This window comes from Leifsonia sp. 21MFCrub1.1, assembly GCF_900107895.1.
Taxonomy (GTDB): Bacteria; Actinomycetota; Actinomycetes; order Actinomycetales; family Microbacteriaceae; genus Leifsonia; species Leifsonia soli.
The window spans coordinates 195,265-215,474 of sequence record NZ_LT629867.1; the positions used below are offsets into that span (position 1 = coordinate 195,265).

Annotated in this window: 12 protein-coding genes; 3 read left to right on the top strand and 9 right to left on the bottom strand. The window is 72.9% G+C overall.

Annotated elements, in window-relative coordinates; genetic code table 11:
- Window positions 1-76 precede the first annotated feature (76 nt).
- Window positions 77-7,627 (top strand): DUF5979 domain-containing protein, encoded by a 7,551-nt coding sequence (locus tag BLW09_RS00870; protein ID WP_231946971.1) that lies wholly within the window; start codon window positions 77-79, stop codon window positions 7,625-7,627.
- 1,080 nt (window positions 7,628-8,707) lie between these two features.
- Here the strand turns inward: BLW09_RS00870 and BLW09_RS00875 are convergent.
- From BLW09_RS00875 to BLW09_RS00890, 4 genes are all read right to left on the bottom strand, one after another.
- A complete protein-coding gene (locus BLW09_RS00875) occupies window positions 8,708-10,825 on the bottom strand; it encodes a sigma-70 family RNA polymerase sigma factor (RefSeq protein WP_172824155.1) in 2,118 nt (705 codons plus the stop codon).
- A 47-nt stretch (window positions 10,826-10,872) separates the two neighbouring features.
- Window positions 10,873-11,340: a hypothetical protein gene (locus BLW09_RS00880; protein WP_089907279.1), complete on the bottom strand. Its 468-nt coding sequence runs from the start codon at window positions 11,338-11,340 to the stop codon at window positions 10,873-10,875.
- A 221-nt stretch (window positions 11,341-11,561) separates the two neighbouring features.
- A complete protein-coding gene (locus tag BLW09_RS00885) occupies window positions 11,562-11,999 on the bottom strand; it encodes a hypothetical protein (RefSeq protein ID WP_089907281.1) in 438 nt (145 codons plus the stop codon).
- A gap of 155 nt (window positions 12,000-12,154) precedes the next feature.
- On the bottom strand, window positions 12,155-13,756 hold the full coding sequence (locus BLW09_RS00890) for a helix-turn-helix domain-containing protein (RefSeq protein ID WP_089907283.1): 1,602 nt from the start codon (window positions 13,754-13,756) through the stop codon (window positions 12,155-12,157).
- A gap of 173 nt (window positions 13,757-13,929) precedes the next feature.
- Here BLW09_RS00890 and BLW09_RS00895 point away from each other — a divergent pair, with 173 nt between their 5' ends.
- Window positions 13,930-14,547 (top strand): hypothetical protein, encoded by a 618-nt coding sequence (locus BLW09_RS00895; RefSeq protein ID WP_089907284.1) that lies wholly within the window; start codon window positions 13,930-13,932, stop codon window positions 14,545-14,547.
- A gap of 17 nt (window positions 14,548-14,564) precedes the next feature.
- On the opposite strand, the gene BLW09_RS00900 is transcribed toward BLW09_RS00895, so the two are convergent.
- The 4 genes from BLW09_RS00900 to BLW09_RS00915 all read right to left on the bottom strand — a co-directional run bounded on the left by BLW09_RS00900 (window position 14,565) and on the right by BLW09_RS00915 (window position 18,968).
- On the bottom strand, window positions 14,565-16,163 hold the full coding sequence (locus BLW09_RS00900; RefSeq protein ID WP_089907286.1) for a helix-turn-helix domain-containing protein: 1,599 nt from the start codon (window positions 16,161-16,163) through the stop codon (window positions 14,565-14,567).
- Window positions 16,164-16,382: 219 nt separating this feature from the next.
- Window positions 16,383-17,252, bottom strand: coding sequence for a hypothetical protein (locus BLW09_RS19135; protein WP_089907288.1), 870 nt, complete (start codon window positions 17,250-17,252; stop codon window positions 16,383-16,385).
- 67 nt (window positions 17,253-17,319) lie between these two features.
- Window positions 17,320-17,685 carry a UBP-type zinc finger domain-containing protein gene (locus BLW09_RS00910; RefSeq protein WP_089907290.1) on the bottom strand — a complete coding sequence of 122 codons (366 nt, stop codon included), beginning with the start codon at window positions 17,683-17,685 and terminating at the stop codon, window positions 17,320-17,322.
- The gene (locus BLW09_RS00915) at window positions 17,682-18,968 is read right to left on the bottom strand and encodes an APC family permease (protein WP_089907292.1); all 1,287 of its coding nucleotides are present in this window, start codon (window positions 18,966-18,968) and stop codon (window positions 17,682-17,684) included. The genes BLW09_RS00910 and BLW09_RS00915 overlap by 4 nt, the downstream gene beginning before the upstream one ends.
- A 110-nt stretch (window positions 18,969-19,078) precedes the next feature.
- Between BLW09_RS00915 and BLW09_RS19235 the strand changes: the two genes are divergently transcribed.
- A complete protein-coding gene (locus BLW09_RS19235) occupies window positions 19,079-19,204 on the top strand; it encodes a hypothetical protein (RefSeq protein ID WP_269457902.1) in 126 nt (41 codons plus the stop codon).
- An 84-nt stretch (window positions 19,205-19,288) separates the two neighbouring features.
- Here the strand turns inward: BLW09_RS19235 and BLW09_RS00920 are convergent, their stop codons facing one another.
- Window positions 19,289-20,035 carry an SDR family oxidoreductase gene (locus tag BLW09_RS00920; protein WP_231946972.1) on the bottom strand — a complete coding sequence of 249 codons (747 nt, stop codon included), beginning with the start codon at window positions 20,033-20,035 and terminating at the stop codon, window positions 19,289-19,291.
- Window positions 20,036-20,210: the final 175 nt, after the last annotated feature.

The following is a 20,210-nucleotide window of genomic DNA, read 5'->3' on the forward strand; positions in this document are numbered from 1 at the left end:
CCGGGCAGTACCCGACGCGCTGCGTGTTCCCGCACCTCCGCGATCTTCCCGACTGTTCTGCCCGAAGGACCACGTCTTGCTTACCCGATTCCGTTCGTTGTTCCTGCCTGCCCGCGGCGCCCACGCCCGCCGCCGTACGCTTCGCGCCCCGGCCAGCGTGGCCGCGGGCATCGTGCTCGCCCTGATCGGGGCGGTGGCCGTCGGAGCTCCCGCGGCCAACGCCGACGACCTGGGCTCTGGCGTGCTCAACCTCGCCAAGACGGCGAATGTCGCCGAGGTCACCCCCGGCCAGAGCTTCCTCTATACGCTCAACTACGGCTGCTCGTCGACGACGACCGGATGTGTGAACGCCGTCCTGAGCGACCCCGTCCCCGCTCCGCTGCAGATCGTCGGAAAGCCGACGGTGGTCGGTGCGGGCAGCGCCACCACGACGGTCAACGGCAACACGGTCACCGTGGCCTTCGCCGACAGCGTCCCCAACACCGTCCCGGCGAGCACGGGCCTCGCCGCGGGGACGACCGGGTCGGTGCAGATCCAGGTCACCATGCCGCAGAACGTCGACAAGTCGCTCGACGGCACCCAGCTGACCAACACCGCCACCTTCACCGCGACCAACGCGGCGACCGTGAGCGGCTCGGTGCCGGTCACGGTGCGCGTCCCCGACGTGATCACCGCCTCCGTCTCGAAGACCTGGACCCCGGGCTCGACCCAGTACAACCCCGGCGAGACCTCGCAGGTCGCTCTGACCGTGAAGAACACGTCCAACATCGCGGCCACCAGCCTGACGGTGGCCGAGCCTGCCGATCCGTCGGCCGCCGGAAGCACGTTCCAGTACTACGACCTCGCGGGCTTCGGCGCCGTGACCTTCCCCGCGGGCGCGGACCAGGTCCAGGTCGTCGCCCTCACCGCGGGCGGCAGTGTCGACGGACCCGTCGGCGCCACTCCGCAGCTCCCGGCCGGCGTGCAGCCGGGCGACGTCACCGGTCTGCGTTTCGTCTTCTCGTCGAGCACGGGCGACAGCATCGAGGCCGGCGGCGCCGCCGGATCGGTCGCTCTGACCCTGACGCAGCGCGCGACGGCCCGCACCGGAGGCGCGAGCCTGGTGACCGGCGGAACCCGCACCAACCAGGTCGGCGCGACCGTCAGCACGCCGAGCGGCGACGGGCAGGCGCCGGTCGCGTCCGCCCAGCAGGTCGTCGCACCGCTCACCGTCTCGGTCTCCGCCGACAAGTCGTTCGTCGACCCGCAGATCCCCGCGGGCCACTCCTCCGTCGCGACCGTCACCGCGAAGAACACCTCGACCGGACCGCTCACCAGCCTGACGGTGACCGAGCCCGGCTCCGGAACGTTCTTCACGAACAAGGTGACCTTCGGCGGCTTCACCGCCGCCGCCGCATGGCCGCAGGGCGCGACCGGCGCCACCGTCCACTGGCTCGTCAACTCGGGCGCTGCACCTGCCGACTCGACCGTCGACCAGGCCTCCGGTCTTCCGGATGCCCCCACGCTTGCGGGCGGCCAGTACCTGACGGGCTTCCAGATCGTCTACACCGGGTCGATCGCCCCCGGAGCGACGGCGAGCATCCCCTTCACCGTGAACACGACGACGGATGCGGGCCCGGCCGGCTCCGGCTTCGTCAGCTACCCGAACACCGCGACGGTCGAGGGCGCCAACCCGGCGGGGACCGCGACCGACACCGCGAACGCCACCCTCGACGTGTACTTCCCCGAGGTCAAGCTCACCCTCGACAAGACCATCACGCCCAGCACGGTCATCCCGGGCGGGACGAGCCTGGTCCAGCTGTCGGCGCAGACGCCGACCGGCACCAGCTCCGTCCGGCCGGACACCATCGTGATCAGCGAGCCGCAGGACACCGCGAGCGCGCCGTACTGGAACGCCTTCGACGCCACCGCGATCGCTCCGACCGGGGTGCCGTTCGGCTCGAAGCTGACCATCGAGTACACCACCGACGGCACCACCTGGAAGACGCTCACCGTCGTCGACGCGACGGCCGCATCCAAGACCTACTCGGCCACCCTCGACAGCGTGCTGCCGAACGGGACGACGCACTCCGACCTCCGCGGCCTGCGCTTCACCTTCCAGGACGCCGACGGCTTCGGCCAGGCGACCAACGTCAAGCCGGCGATCACCTTCACCGCCCGCGGCCAGCTCCGCGACAACAGCGGCCCGACCAACCCGGGCGCCTACCCGACCGTCACCCCGTACCAGAACTGCGCCCTCAGCCAGGCGTCCGGAACGGTCGCCGGATCCGGCATCACCAGCCAGCCCGTCGCCGACTGCGCCACCGTCGGCGTCCAGGCCACGCAGGGCGGCCCCGGCCCGCTGCTCGCGGCCAAGAGCTGGGACGGCACCAAGGTCGTCCAGGCGCAGTCCGGCGCCACCACCGGCGTGACGCTCGGCTGGGGCAGCCAGGTCAGCGGGATGCAGTCGATGACCATCCAGGACCCGGCCGTGCCGAGCCCGATCGCCGGCAGCGTCTTCCAGGCGTTCGACCTGGTCCGCATCGACGCGATCACGCCCACCTCCACCGCGGGCGCGACCCTCGACCCGCAGATCCGCTGGGACAAGGTCTCCAAGGTCGAGCTCTTCGACGGGACGCAGTGGAACGACATCACATCCTCCGCCTGCACGAGCGCCAACGCCTGTGACGGCGTCTTCCCCGGCTACACGCTCACCGCCGCGCAGCGCGCCAGCACCCAGGGCGTGCGGCTGACCGTGATCGAGAGCCCGAACCGCGCCGCGCGCATCCAGTCGACCGGCGACCCGACCGCGCCTGCCGTCGGGAGCGGGGTCGCCGCCGTGAGCGCGAGCGCCCAGCCGAACGGCCGGACGATGCACCTCGACCTCGCCGTGCGCAACACCCTCCGGGGCGGGACGGCCACCGACTGGGTGACCGGCACCCGCACCTACAACCTCGGCGGATCGCCGGGGGCCGTGGACAACACGGTGCGCGTCGGCGCCCAGCCGTTCGACGGCGACCCGGTCAGCCGCGACGCGAACGACCATGTCACGATCATCGACCCGACGTTCACCACGAAGGTGACGAAGACCGCCTCCCCGCAGACGCTCGTCATCCCGCAGCCCGATGTCCCGGCCTCGGCGTACCCGAGCACGACGTACGCGACGACGGCCACCAACACGTCGACGAGCAAGACCTGGCAGCTGCGCCTCTCCGACCCGACGGAGTGTGTGAACGCCGCAACGTCCGACCCGTGCGTGTTCGCGCCCTACGACGCCGCGTCGAACCCGTTCGAGCAGCTGAATCTGACGAAGATCGTCGTCGACCTGACCCAGGCGCCGGGGGTCCAGACGAGCGCCTCCAGCGTCTCGCTGCTCCACCTGGCTGGAGACGGGACCACCACCACCCAGACGGTCACGCTCGCGCAGGCCGCGGCCATGACACCGGCGGACCTCAGCGACGTCGTCGCGGTGAGCGCGCTCCTGCGGGGCACGAACGCGCAGGGCGCGGATGGGACGGGCGGCACGATCGCCCCCCAGCAGAAGGTCGGCCTCTCGCTCACGGCGCAGCTGCGCAAGACGACTCGCACGGGTGGCACCGCTCCGGTGCCCAGCACGATCGTCAACAACGCGCACGCCACCCTCCACGACGACGTCTACCCGGCTGTGCAGGCCGCCGACGAGCAGGGCGTCACGGTGACGCTCCAGAACGGCAACCTGCAGGTCACAACCGGGAAGACCTTCACCCCGACGAGCACTCTGCAGGCCAACCCGGTAGACCCCATCCAGGTGAACCTGCGGGCGCGGTCGACCGGGACGCTGTCGCCGAAGGTCCTCGTCATCGAGGACGCGGACGACAGTTTCTGGAACGCCTTCACCCTGAAGTCGTTCACCCTGCCCAACACGCCGACCGGCGCCGACCGGGTGCAGGTGGATGCGCGCACGGGCCAGGGCGCAAGCGCCCAATGGGTGTCCGGAACGCCGACGGCGATCGGCTCGGCGGCCCTCCCGTCCGGCGTCTCCGCCGCGGATGTGACCGGCCTGCGCTACACCTACACGCGTGCCGACGGCGCGGCCTTCTCCGCCTCGGAGGACAAGGACGACGTCCGGCTGAACGTCTCGCTCCGCTCCACGCTGCGCGACGGCAGCGGCCCGGTGACCTCGACGGTCGTCGCTCAGCCCATGCCGGGCGAGACGGCGGCGGGCACCATCTCCGACACCGTCACCGCCGACGCGTCCTACAACGACGTGCACGCCACCCAGGCGAGCGCGAGCGCGGCCTTCACCGTCGACCCGGGCACCGCGAAGCTCCAGGTGGAGAAGACGAGCCCCGGTCAGGCCGCCTCCGGACGCGAGGTGAACTGGACGCTGCGGTTCAAGAACAACGGAACGGGCAGCCTCGCCAACCCTGTCGTGACGGACACCCTCCCCGCGGACGGATCGCTGCTTTACGTGCCGACCAACGTGCCGACCTTCAGCACATCCACCGGGGGCACCCTGCCCGTCGACGGCGCGGCGATCACGCGCACCTACGACGCGACGGCGGGAACGATCCGGTTCACCTGGCCGGCCGGCTCGCAGCTCGCGCCGGGCGAGACCTACAGCATCACCATCGGGCTGCAGATCAAGCCGGGACTGGCTCCGGCCAAGACGGCCGTCAACACCTTCGGGGTGTCGACCGACCGCCAGCTGACCAGCGCGGACTGCACCGCGCTCAACCCGGGCAACGGGCGGGCGGTGACGTTCGCGGGCAACACGTGCTCGACCAGCAACGTCGTGACCACGCTGTCGCAGGGCTCGTTCACCGCATCCAAGGGCGTGCGGTCCTCCACCGGGCTGGCGCAGAACGTCGTCAACCCGGCGCTGCCCTGCACGGCCGACGCGGACGGCTACTACCGCTACCCGTGCGCAGCGGTCAGCGCGATCGGCGCGACGGACGACTGGAAGCTCGAGATGGTGAACGGCGGAAACGTCGCGGCGAAGACGCTGACCGCGGTCGACGTCTTCCCGTACCCGGGCGACACCGGTGTGGTCGACTCGTCAGCCCGCGGCTCCGTGTACTCGCCGGAGTTCACCGGCGACCTCACGTTCCAGCCGACCGGTGACGCCGCCGGCGCCGTGATGACCTGGTACGTGACGACGGACGCGAAGCCCTGTGCCGCCGACATCACCCCGGGCTCCTCCTGCCCGGCCGGTGCGTGGGTGCCGTCGAGCCGGATCGGCTCGACCATCCAGGCGGCCCAGGTGACCGGCGTGAAGATGGTCTTCGACTTCAGCGGCACCGCCTCTGGTACGCTCGCGGCCGGCGCCGCGGTGAAGGTGACGTACACCAGCACGAACGTCCCGACCACGACGGCCGGCGACCACCGCGCTCCGGTGAGCGCCCCCGTCACGGCTGTCCGTGCCTGGAACTCGTTCGGCTTCTACCCGACCTACGCGTCGGGCTCGCAGCCGGCCGGGCCGCAGGAGCCGATCAAGGCGGGCGTCATCCTGACGGGCGGCCCGCTGCAGATCACCAAGACCGTCACCGGGCCGGCGGCGCAGTACGCGCCGACCAGCTTCCAGGCGGACGTGTCCTGCACGGTCGACGGCGTCGCCGTCGACCTCGGGGCGAACGCGGCGGTGACGCTGAGCGCGGCGAACCAGTACACCGCGCGGATCGACGGCATCCCGACCGGCGCCCAGTGCGCGGTCACGGAGCACGGAGCCGACGGATCGTACGGCGAGGCGAGCCGGACCGTCACGCCCGGGTCGGTCTCGATCGCCGCGGCGGACTCCAGCGCACCGGTGCCGGATGCCCAGAAGGTCTCGATCGTCAACGAGTACGGCACGACCGACCTCACGGTGACGAAGCACGTCGACACCGCTGCGACGGCCGGCTCCTTCGGGCCGTTCGGTGTGAGCGTGGTCTGCACCGCTCCGCTCGGCCAGAGCATCCCGCTCGCTGCCGGAGATGCCGCCTTCACCCTCCAGGACGGCGGATCGCACACGATCAGCGGTCTGCCCGCGCGCTCCAGCTGTGTCGTGACGGAGACGGATGCGGACGGCGCGGCCACCGCGCCGAACCACGTCGCCATCTCGGTCGACGGCGCGCAGGCGACCGACGGCGCGCAGGCGACGGTGGTCCTCGGCACCGGACCCCAGGCGACGACCGCCGCCATCACGAACCACTACGCGGCCGGTGCTCTCGCGATCACCAAGATCGTCGACGGCGACGCCGCGGCCGGATACGGTGACGGACCGTTCACGGTCCACGCGACCTGCGTGTACGCCGGAGACCAGACGCTGTTCGACGGAGACCTCTCCATCGTGGGCGGTCAGACCCTGACCGTGCCGGGCGTCTACCCGGCCGGCACCGAGTGCTCCGTGGTGGAGACCTCGGACGGCGGTGCGACGGGCAGCACGGTGGACACGCCGACCGTCACCATCCCGGGAGCGGCCGACGGCTCCGTGCCGACGGTCACCGTGAGCGTGACGAACACGTTCTCGGCGGGCAGCGTCACCATCGTGAAGCAGCGCGTCGGCGACGGCGTCGCGCGCTACGGCGCCGGCCCGTTCACGGCCCAGCTCGTCTGCACCTGGCAGAAGGACGGCCAGACGCTCACCATTCCGCTGCCGGACGCGGGCGTCGTCACCCTCGACGATTCCAACGGCTACACGGCGACGGTGACCGGCCTGATCCAGCGCGCCCACTGCGACGTGACCGAGACGGCGACCGGCGGTGCCACCGGCGTGTCGATCGCGCCGAGCGCCGGCGTCTCCGTCCCGGCGGGAGCGCCGGCCGAGGTGACGATCACGAACACGTTCGACACCGGCTCCCTCGTCATCGACAAGAAGCGGATCGGTGACGGCGTCGCCTCCTTCGGTGCCGGCCCCTTCACCATGCAGGTCACCTGCACCTACGAGGTGGACGGGGTGGTCACGCCGATCGACCTCGGCAGCGACGGCACGGTGGTCCTGTCGAAGGCGAACGGCTACACGGCCAGCATCGACGGCCTGATCGCCGGCGCGTCCTGCGCCGTCGAGGAGACGGACGCCGGACTGGCGACCGCCACCACGATGGACCCGGCAGACGGCACCGTGACGATCGCAGCGGGCGCCGCCGCGACCGTGACCGTGACCAACCGCTTCGATGTGGGGCACCTCACCATCGCGAAGACGGCGGACCGGTCGACGGCCACGGTCGGCGACACGATCGTCTACACGATCACGGTCACCAACGACGGGCAGATCGACGCCAAGGATGTGGCCGTGACCGACCACCTCCCCGCCGGCCTCCAGGTGGTCGGGGCCCAGCCCGCCACGACGACGGTGACGGACGGCGAGCTGCACTGGGTGATCCCGGGCATCGCCGTCGGCGCGAAGGCGACCATCACCGTCGCCGCGAAGCTCATCGCACCGCAGGACACCACCAACCGCGCCAGCGTCGAGACGCCGGCCGGCCCGTGGGATCCGTCCTCCGGCGACGAGCGGTGCGGCGACACCGCCACAGCGTGCGCGACGGTGATCGACCCGCCCGTCCACGGGCTGGCGAGCACCGGCAGCGACCTGCTCGGGTCGCTGGCCTGGGCGATGACGGCCCTGGCCGCGCTCATCGCCGGTGCCGCCCTGCTGCTGCTGCGCCGTCGGCCGAGGATCCGGAAGCGATGAGCCAGACCCGTTCTGGCAAGCGACCGGCCGAGGGAGAGGCTGGGTAAGCCCTCTCCGTCGCGCGGCGGGGAGGACGGGAACCTCCCCGCCGCACTTTATTTCCGAACCGGCGTCATGATCCGGCCCGTCGGCAATCTCTTAAGCGGGGTCGCGCAAGGGGGCCCGTGACGTCGGCGTATTCGGCCCGCCGGCCCGCGGCGCCGCGCGTGCGCTCGCGGTGGGCCGGGTTTCCCGGCCCGGCCCACCGCCACCCGCTCCGCCGACACGGAGGAGATCCCGTCACAACGGCCCGGGACCTCCTCCGTTCCCCGCACTCCGCCGGCGTGCCGCTTCGGATCTCCTCCGTCCCTGTCGCGGCCGGGAAGGGAGGTTGCGGGGGCCGCCGCGCCGCGTCCCCGCCGGAAACGGAGGGGATCCCGTTACTACGCCCGGGGACCTCCTCCGTTTCTCGCACTCCGCCGGCGTGCCGTTCCGGATCTCCTCCGTTTCCTGTCGCGGTCGGGAAGGGAGGTTACGGTGGCCGCCGCGCCGCCTTCCCGCGGGGAACGGAGGGGATCCCGGTACAACGACGCGGGAATTCCTCCGTTTCCCGCGCGCTGCCGGAGTGTCGTTTCGGATCTCCTCCGTTCCTGTCGCGGTCGGGAAGGGAGGTTGCGGGGGTCGCCGCGCCGCCTTCCCGCGGGGAACGGAGGGGACCCCGTTACGACGGCCCGGGAACTCCTCCGTTTCTCGCACTCTGGCGGCATGCCGGTTCGGATCTCCTCCGTTTCCTGTCGCGGCGGGAAGGGAGGTTGCGGGGGTCGCCGCGCCGCGTCCCCGCCGGAAACGGAGGGGATTGCAGGGCGGCGGCTCGGGAGCTCCTCCGTTCGCCGCGCGCTGCCGGCGTGAGGCTTCGGATCTCCTCCGTTCCTGTCGCAGGCGGGAAGGGAGGTTGCGGTGGCCGCCGCGCCGCGTCGCCGCGGGGAACGGAGGGGATCGCAGGGAGACGGACCGGGAGCTCCTCCGTTTCCCGCGCGCTTCTGGCGAGCGCCGCGGATCTCCTCCGTTCCTGTCGCGGTCGGGAAGGGAGACGGAGGCGGGTCAGGGGAGGGTGACGGGCACGTCGCTGAGGACGCCGTGGCGGCCGCCGACGAGGTACACGACGCCGATGCGGTGATCGCCGGCGGTCCAGCCGTACAGCTGCGACGCATCCCCCGCGCCATCGAGCGTGAGCGTGTACGGCGACGGCTCCCCGTCGGCCCACACCTGAACCGTGGTGCCGGGGATGCCGTGCACGGTGATCGCCACGGTGCCGGGCGACCCCGCAGCCGTGACGGAGGCGACGATCGCAGCGCCCACGAGCGGCACGGACTCGGCGGAGACGTTGCCCAGCACGTCCGTCTGCCGGGCCGACAGGCTGTAGTCGGGGGAGATCGCGATGAGCTCCGGCGATGTCCATGCGCCGCTCGCGTCGGCCGTGACGGTCGCGACGGCGACGCCGTGGTCGGACACCACGACCGTCGCGCCGGGCTCGGCCGTCCCGGTCAGGATGGGTGCGAGGCGGTCGGCGAGGGCACCGGACCCGGTATCGGCGCCGATGATGACCGGGGGCAGCGCGGTGCGGTCGACCGCGATCCGCACGGACGCGGGCGCCGAGGTGAGGCCCGCACGCGTCTGCGTGACGGAGAGGTTCCACGCGCCGTCGGCGAGGGCGCTCAGGTCGGCGTCGAGGGCCCAGCTCCCGTCCGATCCGACCGTCGTGCGTCCCAGAACCGGCGCGGGGGAGGAGGCGCGCGGGCTGCTCGAGTCGGCGGCCGATCCGGTGACCGCGATCGTCGCTCCCGCCTCGCCGGTCCCGGCGAGAGGCAGCGTCGTCGCGGCGGTCGCCCGGCCGGACGGGAACGTCGAGGCGATGACCGGCGCCGCAGGAGGGACAGCCGGCGGCGTCACGGGCGGAACCGCGGGAGGCGCGACGACCGGAACGGACACGGCCGGCACCGGCGGCTCGGCCGGCGTCGACGGGCGCGAGGTGCCATCCGGCGCCGGATCGGGTTCGGGGGCGTCCGGGACGACCGGCGCCGGCGAGGTCACAGGCGCCTGCTCCACGGGCGCACCACCGGCCGACGCACCGGGCTCCCGCGGAGCCGTCGCCGACGGGGCCTTCTGTGGCTGGCCGGCCGTCACATCCTGTCGAGGGGATGCGAAGAGCTGCGGCCCGAGGACGACCGCGCCGACGACACCGGCCGCCGCCGCCACTCCGACGATGGTCGCGCCGACGCCGAAGGCGGTCCCCTGCGTTCCGCTCCGCGCCCCGCGAGCCGTGCGCCCCGCCGGAGCCGTCCCGCCGGAAGGACCACCGCCCCCGGCCGCAGCACCCCCGCCGCCGCCGGACCCCGGCGAACCCCCGGCCGCCCCGGCCGCCCCGCCGGACCCCGCCGCAACCGCCGCCCCGGGGTGCAGGCTCGCCGCGTACGCCGCCGCCCCGCCGATGCCGAGGAGCAGAGGCAGCAGCACGAGCGTCAGCCGCGAGCCGACGGTGCGTGCCTCCGCCGCGACGATCGAGCACTTGGCGCATTCGGCCAGGTGGCGTTCGAGGCGCGCGGTCTCGCGCTTTCCGAGCCCGCCGCGGCTGTAGGCGCCGAGACGCTCGGTGGCCCATCGGCAGTCCGATCCTTCCGGGCTCGCCGCGATGTGCGCCTGGATCCACGCCTGGCGGAGTCCTTCGCGCGCCCGGTAGGCGAGCGCGGCCGTGCCGTTCGCGGTCAGGCCGAGCAAGGGCGCGACGGTCGCGGGGCTCATCCCCTCCACCTCGCTGTACCAGAGCACCTCCTGCCAGCGCTGCGGCAGCGAGCGGAAGGCGCGGGCGGTCAGCGACCGGTCCAGTGCATCCATGCTGGCGGCCTCGGTCGTCTCCGGGTCCTCGATCGTGGTGGCGTCTTCGATCGGCAGGTCACGCCGGGCACCGCCCCAGGCCGCGGCGACATTGCGGATCGTGGTGAAGAGGTACGGGCGGAAGCCGGCGGAGGGCCCGCGGCCGTCGCGCACCGCTTTCAGGATGCGGACGTACGCCTCGGCGACCACGTCGTCCGGGTCCTCGGTGCTGAACGAGCGCGCGACGGTGCGCCCCGCGGACGCATGGCGACGCCACAGTTCCGCGAACGCGTCGTCGTCGCCCGCGCGCGCGAACGCGACGAGATCCGTGTCCGAACGGCCGGACACGGAATCTCTCTGATCGTCGTCGTGCACGCTGTGCTCGCGCGGGCCGGTCAGCAGACTCCGGCGAGTGCCCGCCGCCGGAGGTCGGTCGGTTCGTGACGTGCTCCGCCGACGCAGACGAGGAAGAGGAACGGGGCGCCATCCCACGGCACGCGGATGCTGCTCGAGACGCCGTCGGCGCTGTCAACCAGCACGTCGTCGGGGAGCGGGTGGAGCTCCAGGCGGCGGCCGGAGCCGTCGGTCGCGAGACCCTGGACGGCGACGGCGAGGTCGGCGAACCGCGGATCGTCCTCCTCGACGGCCCAGCCGGCGAGCGGCCGGCGGGTGTCGCGGCTGATCGGGAGGATGGCGAAGACGGCCGCAGCAGCCTCCTCCGGCGAGACGTCGACGGTCAGCGACCGCGTCCTCTCCAGCAGCGGGGCGTTGGCGGAGGCGATGGCGAGCCAGTCTCCGGGCCGGAGGTCGTCGAGCAGGGCGAGCAGGGCGCCGCTCATCGGCGGCGTGAACGGGTCGGGCATGACAGGGGCTTTCTGTGTGCACGCCGAGAGCACCCGTCGGGTCGCGGGCGCTCTCGGCGTCGATCGGGGTTCGGGTCTCCCGGATTCGGCACCGTTCGATCGGCGTCGATCTGCGCGGCAGCGTTTCGGGTCGCCGCCGGCGGCGCATGTTCGGGTCATGCACCACCTAAGAGATCGCGAGAATCCGGAATCATGACGCCGGTTCGCGAAAATTCTTCCCGTCATTGGCCGTCCCTCGTGGTGGCCGGTGCGGACAGGATGCGCGTGAGATCGTCGCTGTGCAGGCGACCGTCCTCCACCACCGCGCCGTCCGCCGCGCAGCGCCGGGCCAGTTCGTCCTCGTCGATGCCGGCGAGCGCGGCGATGTCGCCGAGGTGCATCCATCCGGCTTGGGCGCGTGTCCGGATCGTCTCGCTGCGCACACCGTGCTCGGCCGCCAGGAGGCGGGCCGGGTACCCGGCGCGCAGCAGGGCGCTGATGACCTGGCGAGTGAGGAGATAGGCGGCGCGCAGGTGCGGGCCGAGCGCCTCCTGCTCGTCGGCATGCGCGTTGCGGAGGAGGACGGCCAGATGGTCCGGCAGCGTCCGGTGCCAGCGCGCTGCGGACGACGCGTCGAATCCGGGGTGACGCAGAGTGGGGGCGCTCTCGTCGATGGTCATGTGGTTCCTCGGGTCCGGGAGGGGTGAGCGGGGGTGCAAGGGAACGCTACGTGGCCGGGCGGCGCCGTCGGAGCGTTTTCACCCTGCACTCACCCCGCGCTCACCCTGCTCGCCCTGCTCACCCCGCGCACCCTGTTCACCCTGCCCACCCCGCGTCAGTCGCGCTCGACGAGCAGATTGCGGGTCAGCGCCACGGCGATGGCGTCCTCCCGGTTGTTGACCCCGAGCTTGCGGTAGACGCTCCGCAGCTGCGACTTCACGGTGTTCGCCGACACCACGAGCGTCGCCGCGATCTCCGCGACGGACCCGGTCGTCAGCAGCTGCCCGAGCACGGCGAGTTCGCGGTCGGTGAGCAGCAGCTCGGGCTCGGCGACGGGCAGGAGGGAGCGCAGTGGAACATCCCGCGTCACGCGCCCGTAGCCGACATCGTCGAGGGCGGCGGCGACCCGGTCCAGGTCGTCCTCCGGCAGCAGCGCGAGCGCCAGCCGCTGCTCGGTCCGCTCCAGGAGGGCGCCCAGATGCTCCACGACGCCCCGCGTCCGGGAGGTCGGGGCGAGCCGGAGCAGCACAGCCGCCTCCAGAGCCGCCGCGTCGGCCGTCTGCCGCGCGGTGAGCGGCCCGCGGACCGCAGCACGGAGCTCGGTCAGCGCCGAGCCGTTCCGGCCGAGGGAGACGTGGACGCGCGCTCGGGCGATGTGCTGGTCGGCGCCCGCGACCGTGTCCCGCTCGACGATCACCCACGCGGCGTCGGGATTGCCGAGGGCGAGCTGCTGGAGGGCTCGCATCCGTCCCAGTTCGCTGCGCACGGCGGGCGACCGCGCCTCTCCTGCCCTCATCGACGCGTATGCCTCGAGCCCGGCCAGGGCCTCGCCGGGCTTGCCGTCGACCAGCAGCGCCAGCGCTTCGACCTGCGCCCCGGCCACCCAGTGCTCGATGGTCCGCCGATCGTGTTCCATCGCGGCGAGATGGACCCGCGCCGTGTCGGCGTCCATCTGCTCGAGCGCCAGCATCGCCTCCGCGAGACGGTAGAACGTGCCGATGTACGTCCTCCGCTGGCGATCCGTCCACGGGCCGGTCCGCGCGTATTCGACGTGCGCCCGGGCTTCGGGGAGGTCGCCCTGGAACGCGTGGATGCCGGCGAGCATCGCCAGGTTGCTGAACCCGGGGGAGGGCGCCGTCGTCGGGGAGGCGGCGAGTCCCTTCGAGAACGTCTCCATCGCCTGTTCCACCTGGCCGGCGTAGTACAGGGAGACGCCGACCTGCGAGTAGATCCGCGGAAGCTCGGTGAGCTGCTGGCGGTCGTCGTCGCTGAGGCGGTCGAGCGTCGCGACGGCGGCCGTCGCCGGTCCGACTGCGAGGCCCGGACGTCCGATGAGCCGGTAGGCGCTCGCCTCCGCCGACCGGATGAGGGCGCGGTCGACCGGGCTCACCGCGGCGTTGCGCGGAGCCCGGGCCGAGCGCACGGCCGTCACGAAGTAGCGCAACGCGCGAACGCGATGGAAGCCGAGCCCGTTGTAGGCGATGCCGAGCAGCATGGCGAGCAGCGGATGCCCCCGGAGCTCGGAGGCGGGGATGCGCTCCAGCAGCAGGCGGGTGGCCTCGCCGTGCGCGCTGAGCAGCTGGAACCATCCGGTGCGGACGGCCGCCGTCGCGGCATCCCAATCGCGGGCGTCGATCGCTTCCGCGAGCCCCTCGAGCGCCGCCCGGTCGACGGACGACCGCTCGGACGCCGCGTCGCCGTCCATCTCGTCGCCCACTGATCCTCCTGAGTCCATCATTCACCCCGTGCCGGGCGCGTCGCGCCGCTGGGCCACCTCGATGTACGCAACGCGTCCACCATCCTTCTGTATTCGCCGATCGAGCGGTCGAGCCCGACGGGCCGGCCGGAAAACGGGCAAGATGAAATGCCTGCATTCGAGAGGGAGGCACCATGGCGACGGAACCGAGCCGACGGCCGGGGCGGCCGGGGGCGCGGCGGCTCAGCACGCGCACACTCCTCATCATCGCGGCGTTCGGCGCGCTGGGCGCGCTCCTGCTCATCCTGGTCGCGCCGGTCACCGCCATCCTGGCAGCGCTCTTCCCCCCGGCCTACGCGGTCGCGGCGGGCGTGCACAGCATCCTGCCGTTCCTGGCGAGACGGCTGGTCGGCTTCCCGTGGGCGACCACCATCGCCTTCTCCCTGGTGGGTCTCCTGGCGATCGGCTTCACACCGCTCGGCGCGCTCATCCTCGTCCCCCTCGTCGTCGGGGGTGCCGGGTTCGACGTCACGCTGCTCGTGCTGGGGCGTCGCGGACCCCTCCGGCCCTGGCACTACGTGGCGGGGGCGCTGGTCACGGCGGTGCTGCTCTTCCTGGTCTCGCTGCCGGTCATGTCGCCGGACGACCTCGCCGTGCCGATCCTGCTGCTCACCCTGCTCGGACGGATCGCGGGGCAGCTCGCCGCTGCCGGCATCGCCTGGCTGCTCGGCGACCGTGTGCTCCGTGCCGGCATCATGCGGGCGCCAGCGGGCGAGCGCGGCGACGGCGGGGAGCCCGTGCTGCATCCCTGAGGGCCGGCGCACGGCGGTCACTCCCGCTCCACGAGCAGGTTGCGGTCGACGGCGATCGCGATGGCCTCGTCGCGGGTGGAGACCCGGAGCTTGCGGTAGACGCTCCGCAGCTGCGACTTCACGGTGTTCACCGACACGGTGAGCTCCTCCGCGATCGCGCTGTGCGATGAATGCCGCATCAGCGTCGCGAGGACGGCGGTCTCGCGCGGAGTCAGCGGGACCTCTGGCCCCGTCGGGTGCACCAGAGCGACGACCCGGTCGAGCGCGAGCGCCTCGCCGTACCCCAGTGCGGCCAGCGCGTGCGTCACGCGGGCCACATCCGCCGCGGGCAGCAGCGCCGCCGCCAGCAGCAGGCCGCTCCGCTCGACGATCGCACCGAGGTGGTCGACGACCGATCGCGCGCGGTCCTCGTCCGAGAAGCGCAGAAGAGCGGCGGCCTCCAGGGCGACCGCCTCGGCCCGCCGCCGCGTCGACAGCACCGCGTCCGCGAGGGGCCGCAGCTGCTGCAGCGCTGCGCCGTGCCGGCCGAGCCAGAGCTGCGTCCTTGCCGATCCGATGCGCCTGTCGACCTCCCCGGCGTCGCGTTCGAGCACAGCTTCGGCGGCTTCGGGATGCCCGAGAGCCAGTTCGAGCACCGATCGCGCGGGCGCGAGCGCCGCGCGCACGGCCGCTGCACGGCCCTCGGTGCCTCGGGCCGCCATCGACTGGTCGAGATGGGCGAGGCCCCGGCCCGGGTGACCGGCGACGAGCTCCAGGCTCGCCGCCGTCACGACGTACGGCATCCAGTGCGGTGTGGTCCGCAGGTCGACCGCCGCGTCGGCGAGGTGCTCGCGCGCCGCGTCCTGATCCAGGTCGTCCAGCGCGAGGATCGCCTCGGCGACGCTCAGCAGCATGGCGTCGTCGTGACGCAGCCGCGGAGCGGACGAGCGGGCCGTGCGGATGTGCTCCCTCGCCTCTCCTCCGTCGCCGTTCCTGGCGTGCAGCAGCGCCAGCATGACCACGTTGCCGAGCGCCGGCCCTCCCGAAAGCGGATGCGCGTGCGCCAGGCCGCGCTCGAACGCGGTCAGCGCCTCCGCGCTGTTGCCGGTGTAGAGCAGGCTGATTCCGGCCTGCGCGTGGAGGCCGCCCACCGTGTCGATGTTCCTCATGTCGGCGGCGCTCAGCTGCTCCAGTTCGGTCGCCGCGCCGCGGGCTGCGGCCGCCGCGCTCTGGGCACGGCCGAGTGCGAGGTGCGCCTGGGACTGGTCGGCCAGCATGATGGCCCGGTCGATCCGCCGCAACTCGCGGCCCCGATCGCCGAGCACCTCCGCCGTCTCGCCGACGCGCCGCAGACCGCCGATGCGGTGCGGGAGCTCGGTCGGATCGTCGTGTCCGGCCAGCAGGGCGAGCAGCGGCCGTTCGCCGAGCACGTCAGGGGGCAGGCGCCGGAGCGCCGTTGCGCGATGCGGGACCGGCCCGGCCACCAGGTCGAACCAGCGGCGACGGGCCACCTCCGTCGCGTCGTCGGGTCCGGACGACGCGAGGGCGTCATCCAGTTCGGACCAGGCCTGATCGAAGAGCGTGCGCTCTCCGGGGTCGGTCGGGCGTGCTTCCGTTGTGCTTTCTGCTCGTTCCACGAGCTGTCCTCCGAAGATCAGGACGCGCGTCCGCGCGGCCGAGCCCGGGAGGATCCGGGCGCCCGCGCAGAGGGGCCGCCCTTCTCCGGGTCTCAGCAGCGCGGGTCGGCGCGTCGGCTCACGCCCAGGGCGGGCGCCATTCGAACCGGCGCGACACCGAAACAGGTTCGGGCCGCTGCTGTGAGGGGAGGCGGCGTGCCTCCCTCCGGAGGAGGGGAATCAGCCGGGGCTGACGTCGTGGTCGCCCGGCGGGGCGGAGGAGGGTCGCGTCGAGCGCGCGGCGCAGGACGTGTCATGCAGGGCCGGGGGCGGCATCCAGGAGTCGACGGGCTCCGCTGCGGACCCCGGGCCACCGGAGCCCCCGGACGTCAGCACGCCTTCGGAGGAGGCGGCGGGGCCGAAGGCGGGCCCGTGCACGGGGGCGTCGCCCGGCGTCGCGACGGTGGAAGCGGCGGCCGAGGAGGGGGCGGGAGTCGCGGCGGGGAGGGTGGATGCGGTCGCCTGCTCCGCGTCGGAGTCCGTCGGCGTCGTTGCCGCCGCCGGCGGTGCCGGTGCGGGGGCCGGTGCGGCCGCCGGGTCTGCCGGCTCTCCTGCGGCGGGAGCGGGCGTGGCGGCCGGAGGACCCGGCTCGACGGGCGGCGGCGGAGCGGACGGAGACGTCGTTCCGCCGGTGCCGGTGACTCCGCCGAGCACGCCGTCGACCGCGCCGACGACCGATCCGGTCGGAGTCGGTCCGAGCAGCGTGTCGACCACGCCGCCCACGACGGGCAGCGAGGTGACCACGGGATCCACGGCGCCCGTCACCGGCGCGAGCACCGAGCCGACGAGTCCGCCGCTCGACGATCCCGAGCCGCTGGTCTGGGGGGAGGCGTCGCCGGAAAGCAGGGCCCCGACCGTCCCGTGGACGACCGAGCCGAGAAGCGAACCCTGGGGCGGCGGGCCCTCGTCCGCGGAGGCGGGAGCGGTCTGGAACAGCAGCCCGAGAGCGGTGAGCAGCCCCGCGCCCGCGAGCCCGAGCAGGGCGAGCCGCAGCACGCTCCGGCGGGAGCCGGCGGCAGCACGCGGAAGGGATTCGACCAGGTCGGTCACCGATCCCCCCTTCGCTCGTCGCTGATCGGGACTATAGCGAATATGATCCCGTCGCGGTGGAATCCGGCTAGCCGCGCTGCTGCAGCTGGCGCTCCCAGTCGTGCGGGACGCGCTGCGTCGGCCCGGGCACGCCCTGGTCCTCCGGGTGGCTGAGCGGCGGTGCGAGCGTCGGGCCACCCACGAACGCCTGGCGGCGGTAGTCCCAGAACCAGTCCTCGCCGGGTTCGTAACTGCGGATGATGGGATGCCCGGTCGCCTCCGCGTGCTTCGTCGCGTGGGTGTTCAGCGAGTCGTCGCAGCAGCCGATATGACCGCAGGCGGCGCATCGGCGGAGGTGCAGCCACCAGCTGCCGGTCTGCGTGCACTCGACGCATCCCGGACCCGACGGCGGGACGCTCGGGTCGATGGGGTGCGTGCTGGCATGGTCGGTCATGGGATCTCCTCTTCGCGCGGCGGTCGCCGGGCCACTCGCAGTCGGACGAAACGGTAGCCGATCCCGATGGCGATCACCACGATCCCGGCGACGATCGCCGGAACCGGGAGGGTGGCGACGAGCACGACGCATCCGACGGCGCCCGCCACGGCGAGGAGGCGCGGGTACCGGCGGTGGGCGCGGTCCTGCGTCCAGGCGGACGCGTTGGCGATCAGGTAGTAGAGCAGCACCCCGAACGACGAGAAGCCGATGGCGCCGCGCATGTCCGTCACCGCGACGAGCACGCAGACGACCAGCCCGACCGCGAGCTCGGCGCGGTACGGAACCCGGAAGCGCGGGTGCACGGCCGCGAACCAGCGGGGTAGGTCGCTCTCGCGGGCCATCGCGAGGCTCGTCCGCCCGATGCCCGCGATCATCGCGAGGAGGGCGCCGAGGGCTGCGGCAGCCGCTCCGATCCGGATGACGACGCCCGGCCACGCTGCACCGCTCGTGTCGGCCACCGCTCCGAGCGGCGCGGCGACGTCCGCCAGTCCCGCAGCGCCGAGCGCGTGCAGCGTCGGGACCGCGACCAGCGCGTAGACGACCAGCGTGATGCCGAGGGCGGTCACGATGGCCCGTGGGATGGTGCGCTCCGGCTCCACCACCTCCTCGCCCATGGTGGCGATGCGGGCGTATCCCGCGAACGCGAAGAACAGGAACCCGGCCGACTGGAGGACGCCGTAGCCGGTGACCTGCGGCCCGGGTTGCGAGGCGCTCGCCGCGGTGTGCGTGAACCCGATGACGACCGCGACGGTGAGGGCGACGAGCGCGATGGCGACGAGGATGCGCGTGAGCAGCGCCGTCCGCGTCACGCCGACGCTGTTGACGAGGGTGAGCACCGCGACCGCCGCGATGGCGACCGGCTTCACCCACGGACCGGGCACGGCGTAGGTGGCGAACGTCAGCGCCATCGCCGCCGAGCTCGCCGTCTTCCCGACGACGAACGACCACCCCGCGAAGAACCCGGCCCACGCGCCGAGGCGCTCGCGCCCGTACACGTACGTCCCGCCCGAGGTGGGGTACTGGGCGGCGAGCTGTGCCGACGAGGTCGCGTTGCAGAAGGCGATGAACCCGGCGATCACGAGTCCGACGAGCAGCCCGGCCCCCGCGGCGGCGGCAGCGGGGGCGAAGGCGGCGAACACGCCGGCGCCGATCATCGAGCCGAGGCCGATGCTGATGGCGTCGCCCAGGGTGAGCCGCCGGGCGAGGGCGCCTCCTCGATCCTGGCGGGGTGCGGCGGTCACGGTCGCAGTGTACGGGAGGCGTGTGACGGGGAAGGAACGGCCCCGATGGACCTCGACAGCGGAAGGGCGTACCGTCGCGCGGTCAGCACAGAAACGGAAGGACAACGCACATGAGCGACGAGAAGAACCGTCCCGATGCGGACGATCTGCCGGACGGCTCCGGCTCCGACGGCAGCTCCCCCGAGCCCGGCGAGGACACCACTTCCGGCGGAGGCGCCGAGGACCCCTCCCACTGACCCTCCCGCCCCCGTCGAGTACGCACAAACTGCACGCCTTGGAGCCCTCCGGCGTGCAGTTTGTGCGTACTCGACGGGGGTGCGTCAGCGGCGGTGGACGGGGCGCACGCTGAGGGACTCGACGGTGCCGGTGGGGGGAAGGTCGACGGCGGTGCGGACGGTCGCCGCGACCATCTCGGGCGTGATCGTGTAGGTCGTGTCGTAGTCGAGACCCTCGCGCGCCACGAGCGCACGCTGCATGTCGGTGTCGACCCGACCCGGGTGGATGCTGCTGACCCGCACGCCGTACGGACGCTCCTCCTCGCGCAGGGCGTCGGTGAGTGCGCGCAACGCGAACTTGGATCCGGCGTAGACCCCGCCGCCCGGGCCGCTCGAAAGCCCTGATCCGCTGTTGATGGCGACCACCAGCCCATGCGCTGCCCGCAGAGCCGGAAGCGCGCGCCGCGTGAGAGCGGCGACCGCGAAGACGTTCACCTCGAACACGTGTCGCCACACCTCCGCGTCCGTCTCCTCGATCGTGCCGCCGTCCTCCACGCCCGCCGAGTGCACGAGCACGTCGAGTCGCTCGGGCAGCGGCGGAAGGGACGTGCCGGACAGGTCGGCGACCAGATCGGCCACGTACGGCTCCGCCGACGGCAGCTCGGCGACCACGGCATCCACCGCAGCGGCATCCCGCCCGCCGACCAGGATGTGGTGCGTACGCCCGAGCTCGACGGCGATGGCCCGGCCGATGCCGCGCGTTCCTCCGGTGATCAGAGCCTTCGGCCGCAGGGGCGGCTCGGGCGGCCCGGCGGAGTGCGCCGAAGGAAGCGTCGCTGGGTGTCCTGCCATGCCTTCGACCTTACGGCCGATGCTCGAACGATGCGGAGCCGCCAGGTGGCGACGGCCGGTCACGCCTGCGCGTAATGCGTCTATTGGAATTCCAATAGTCAAGCCACTCGTAATGAACCGGTGATCTTCCACGTCTCCATTAGTGGGCCCCCGCACACGGCACCGGCCCGCCGAA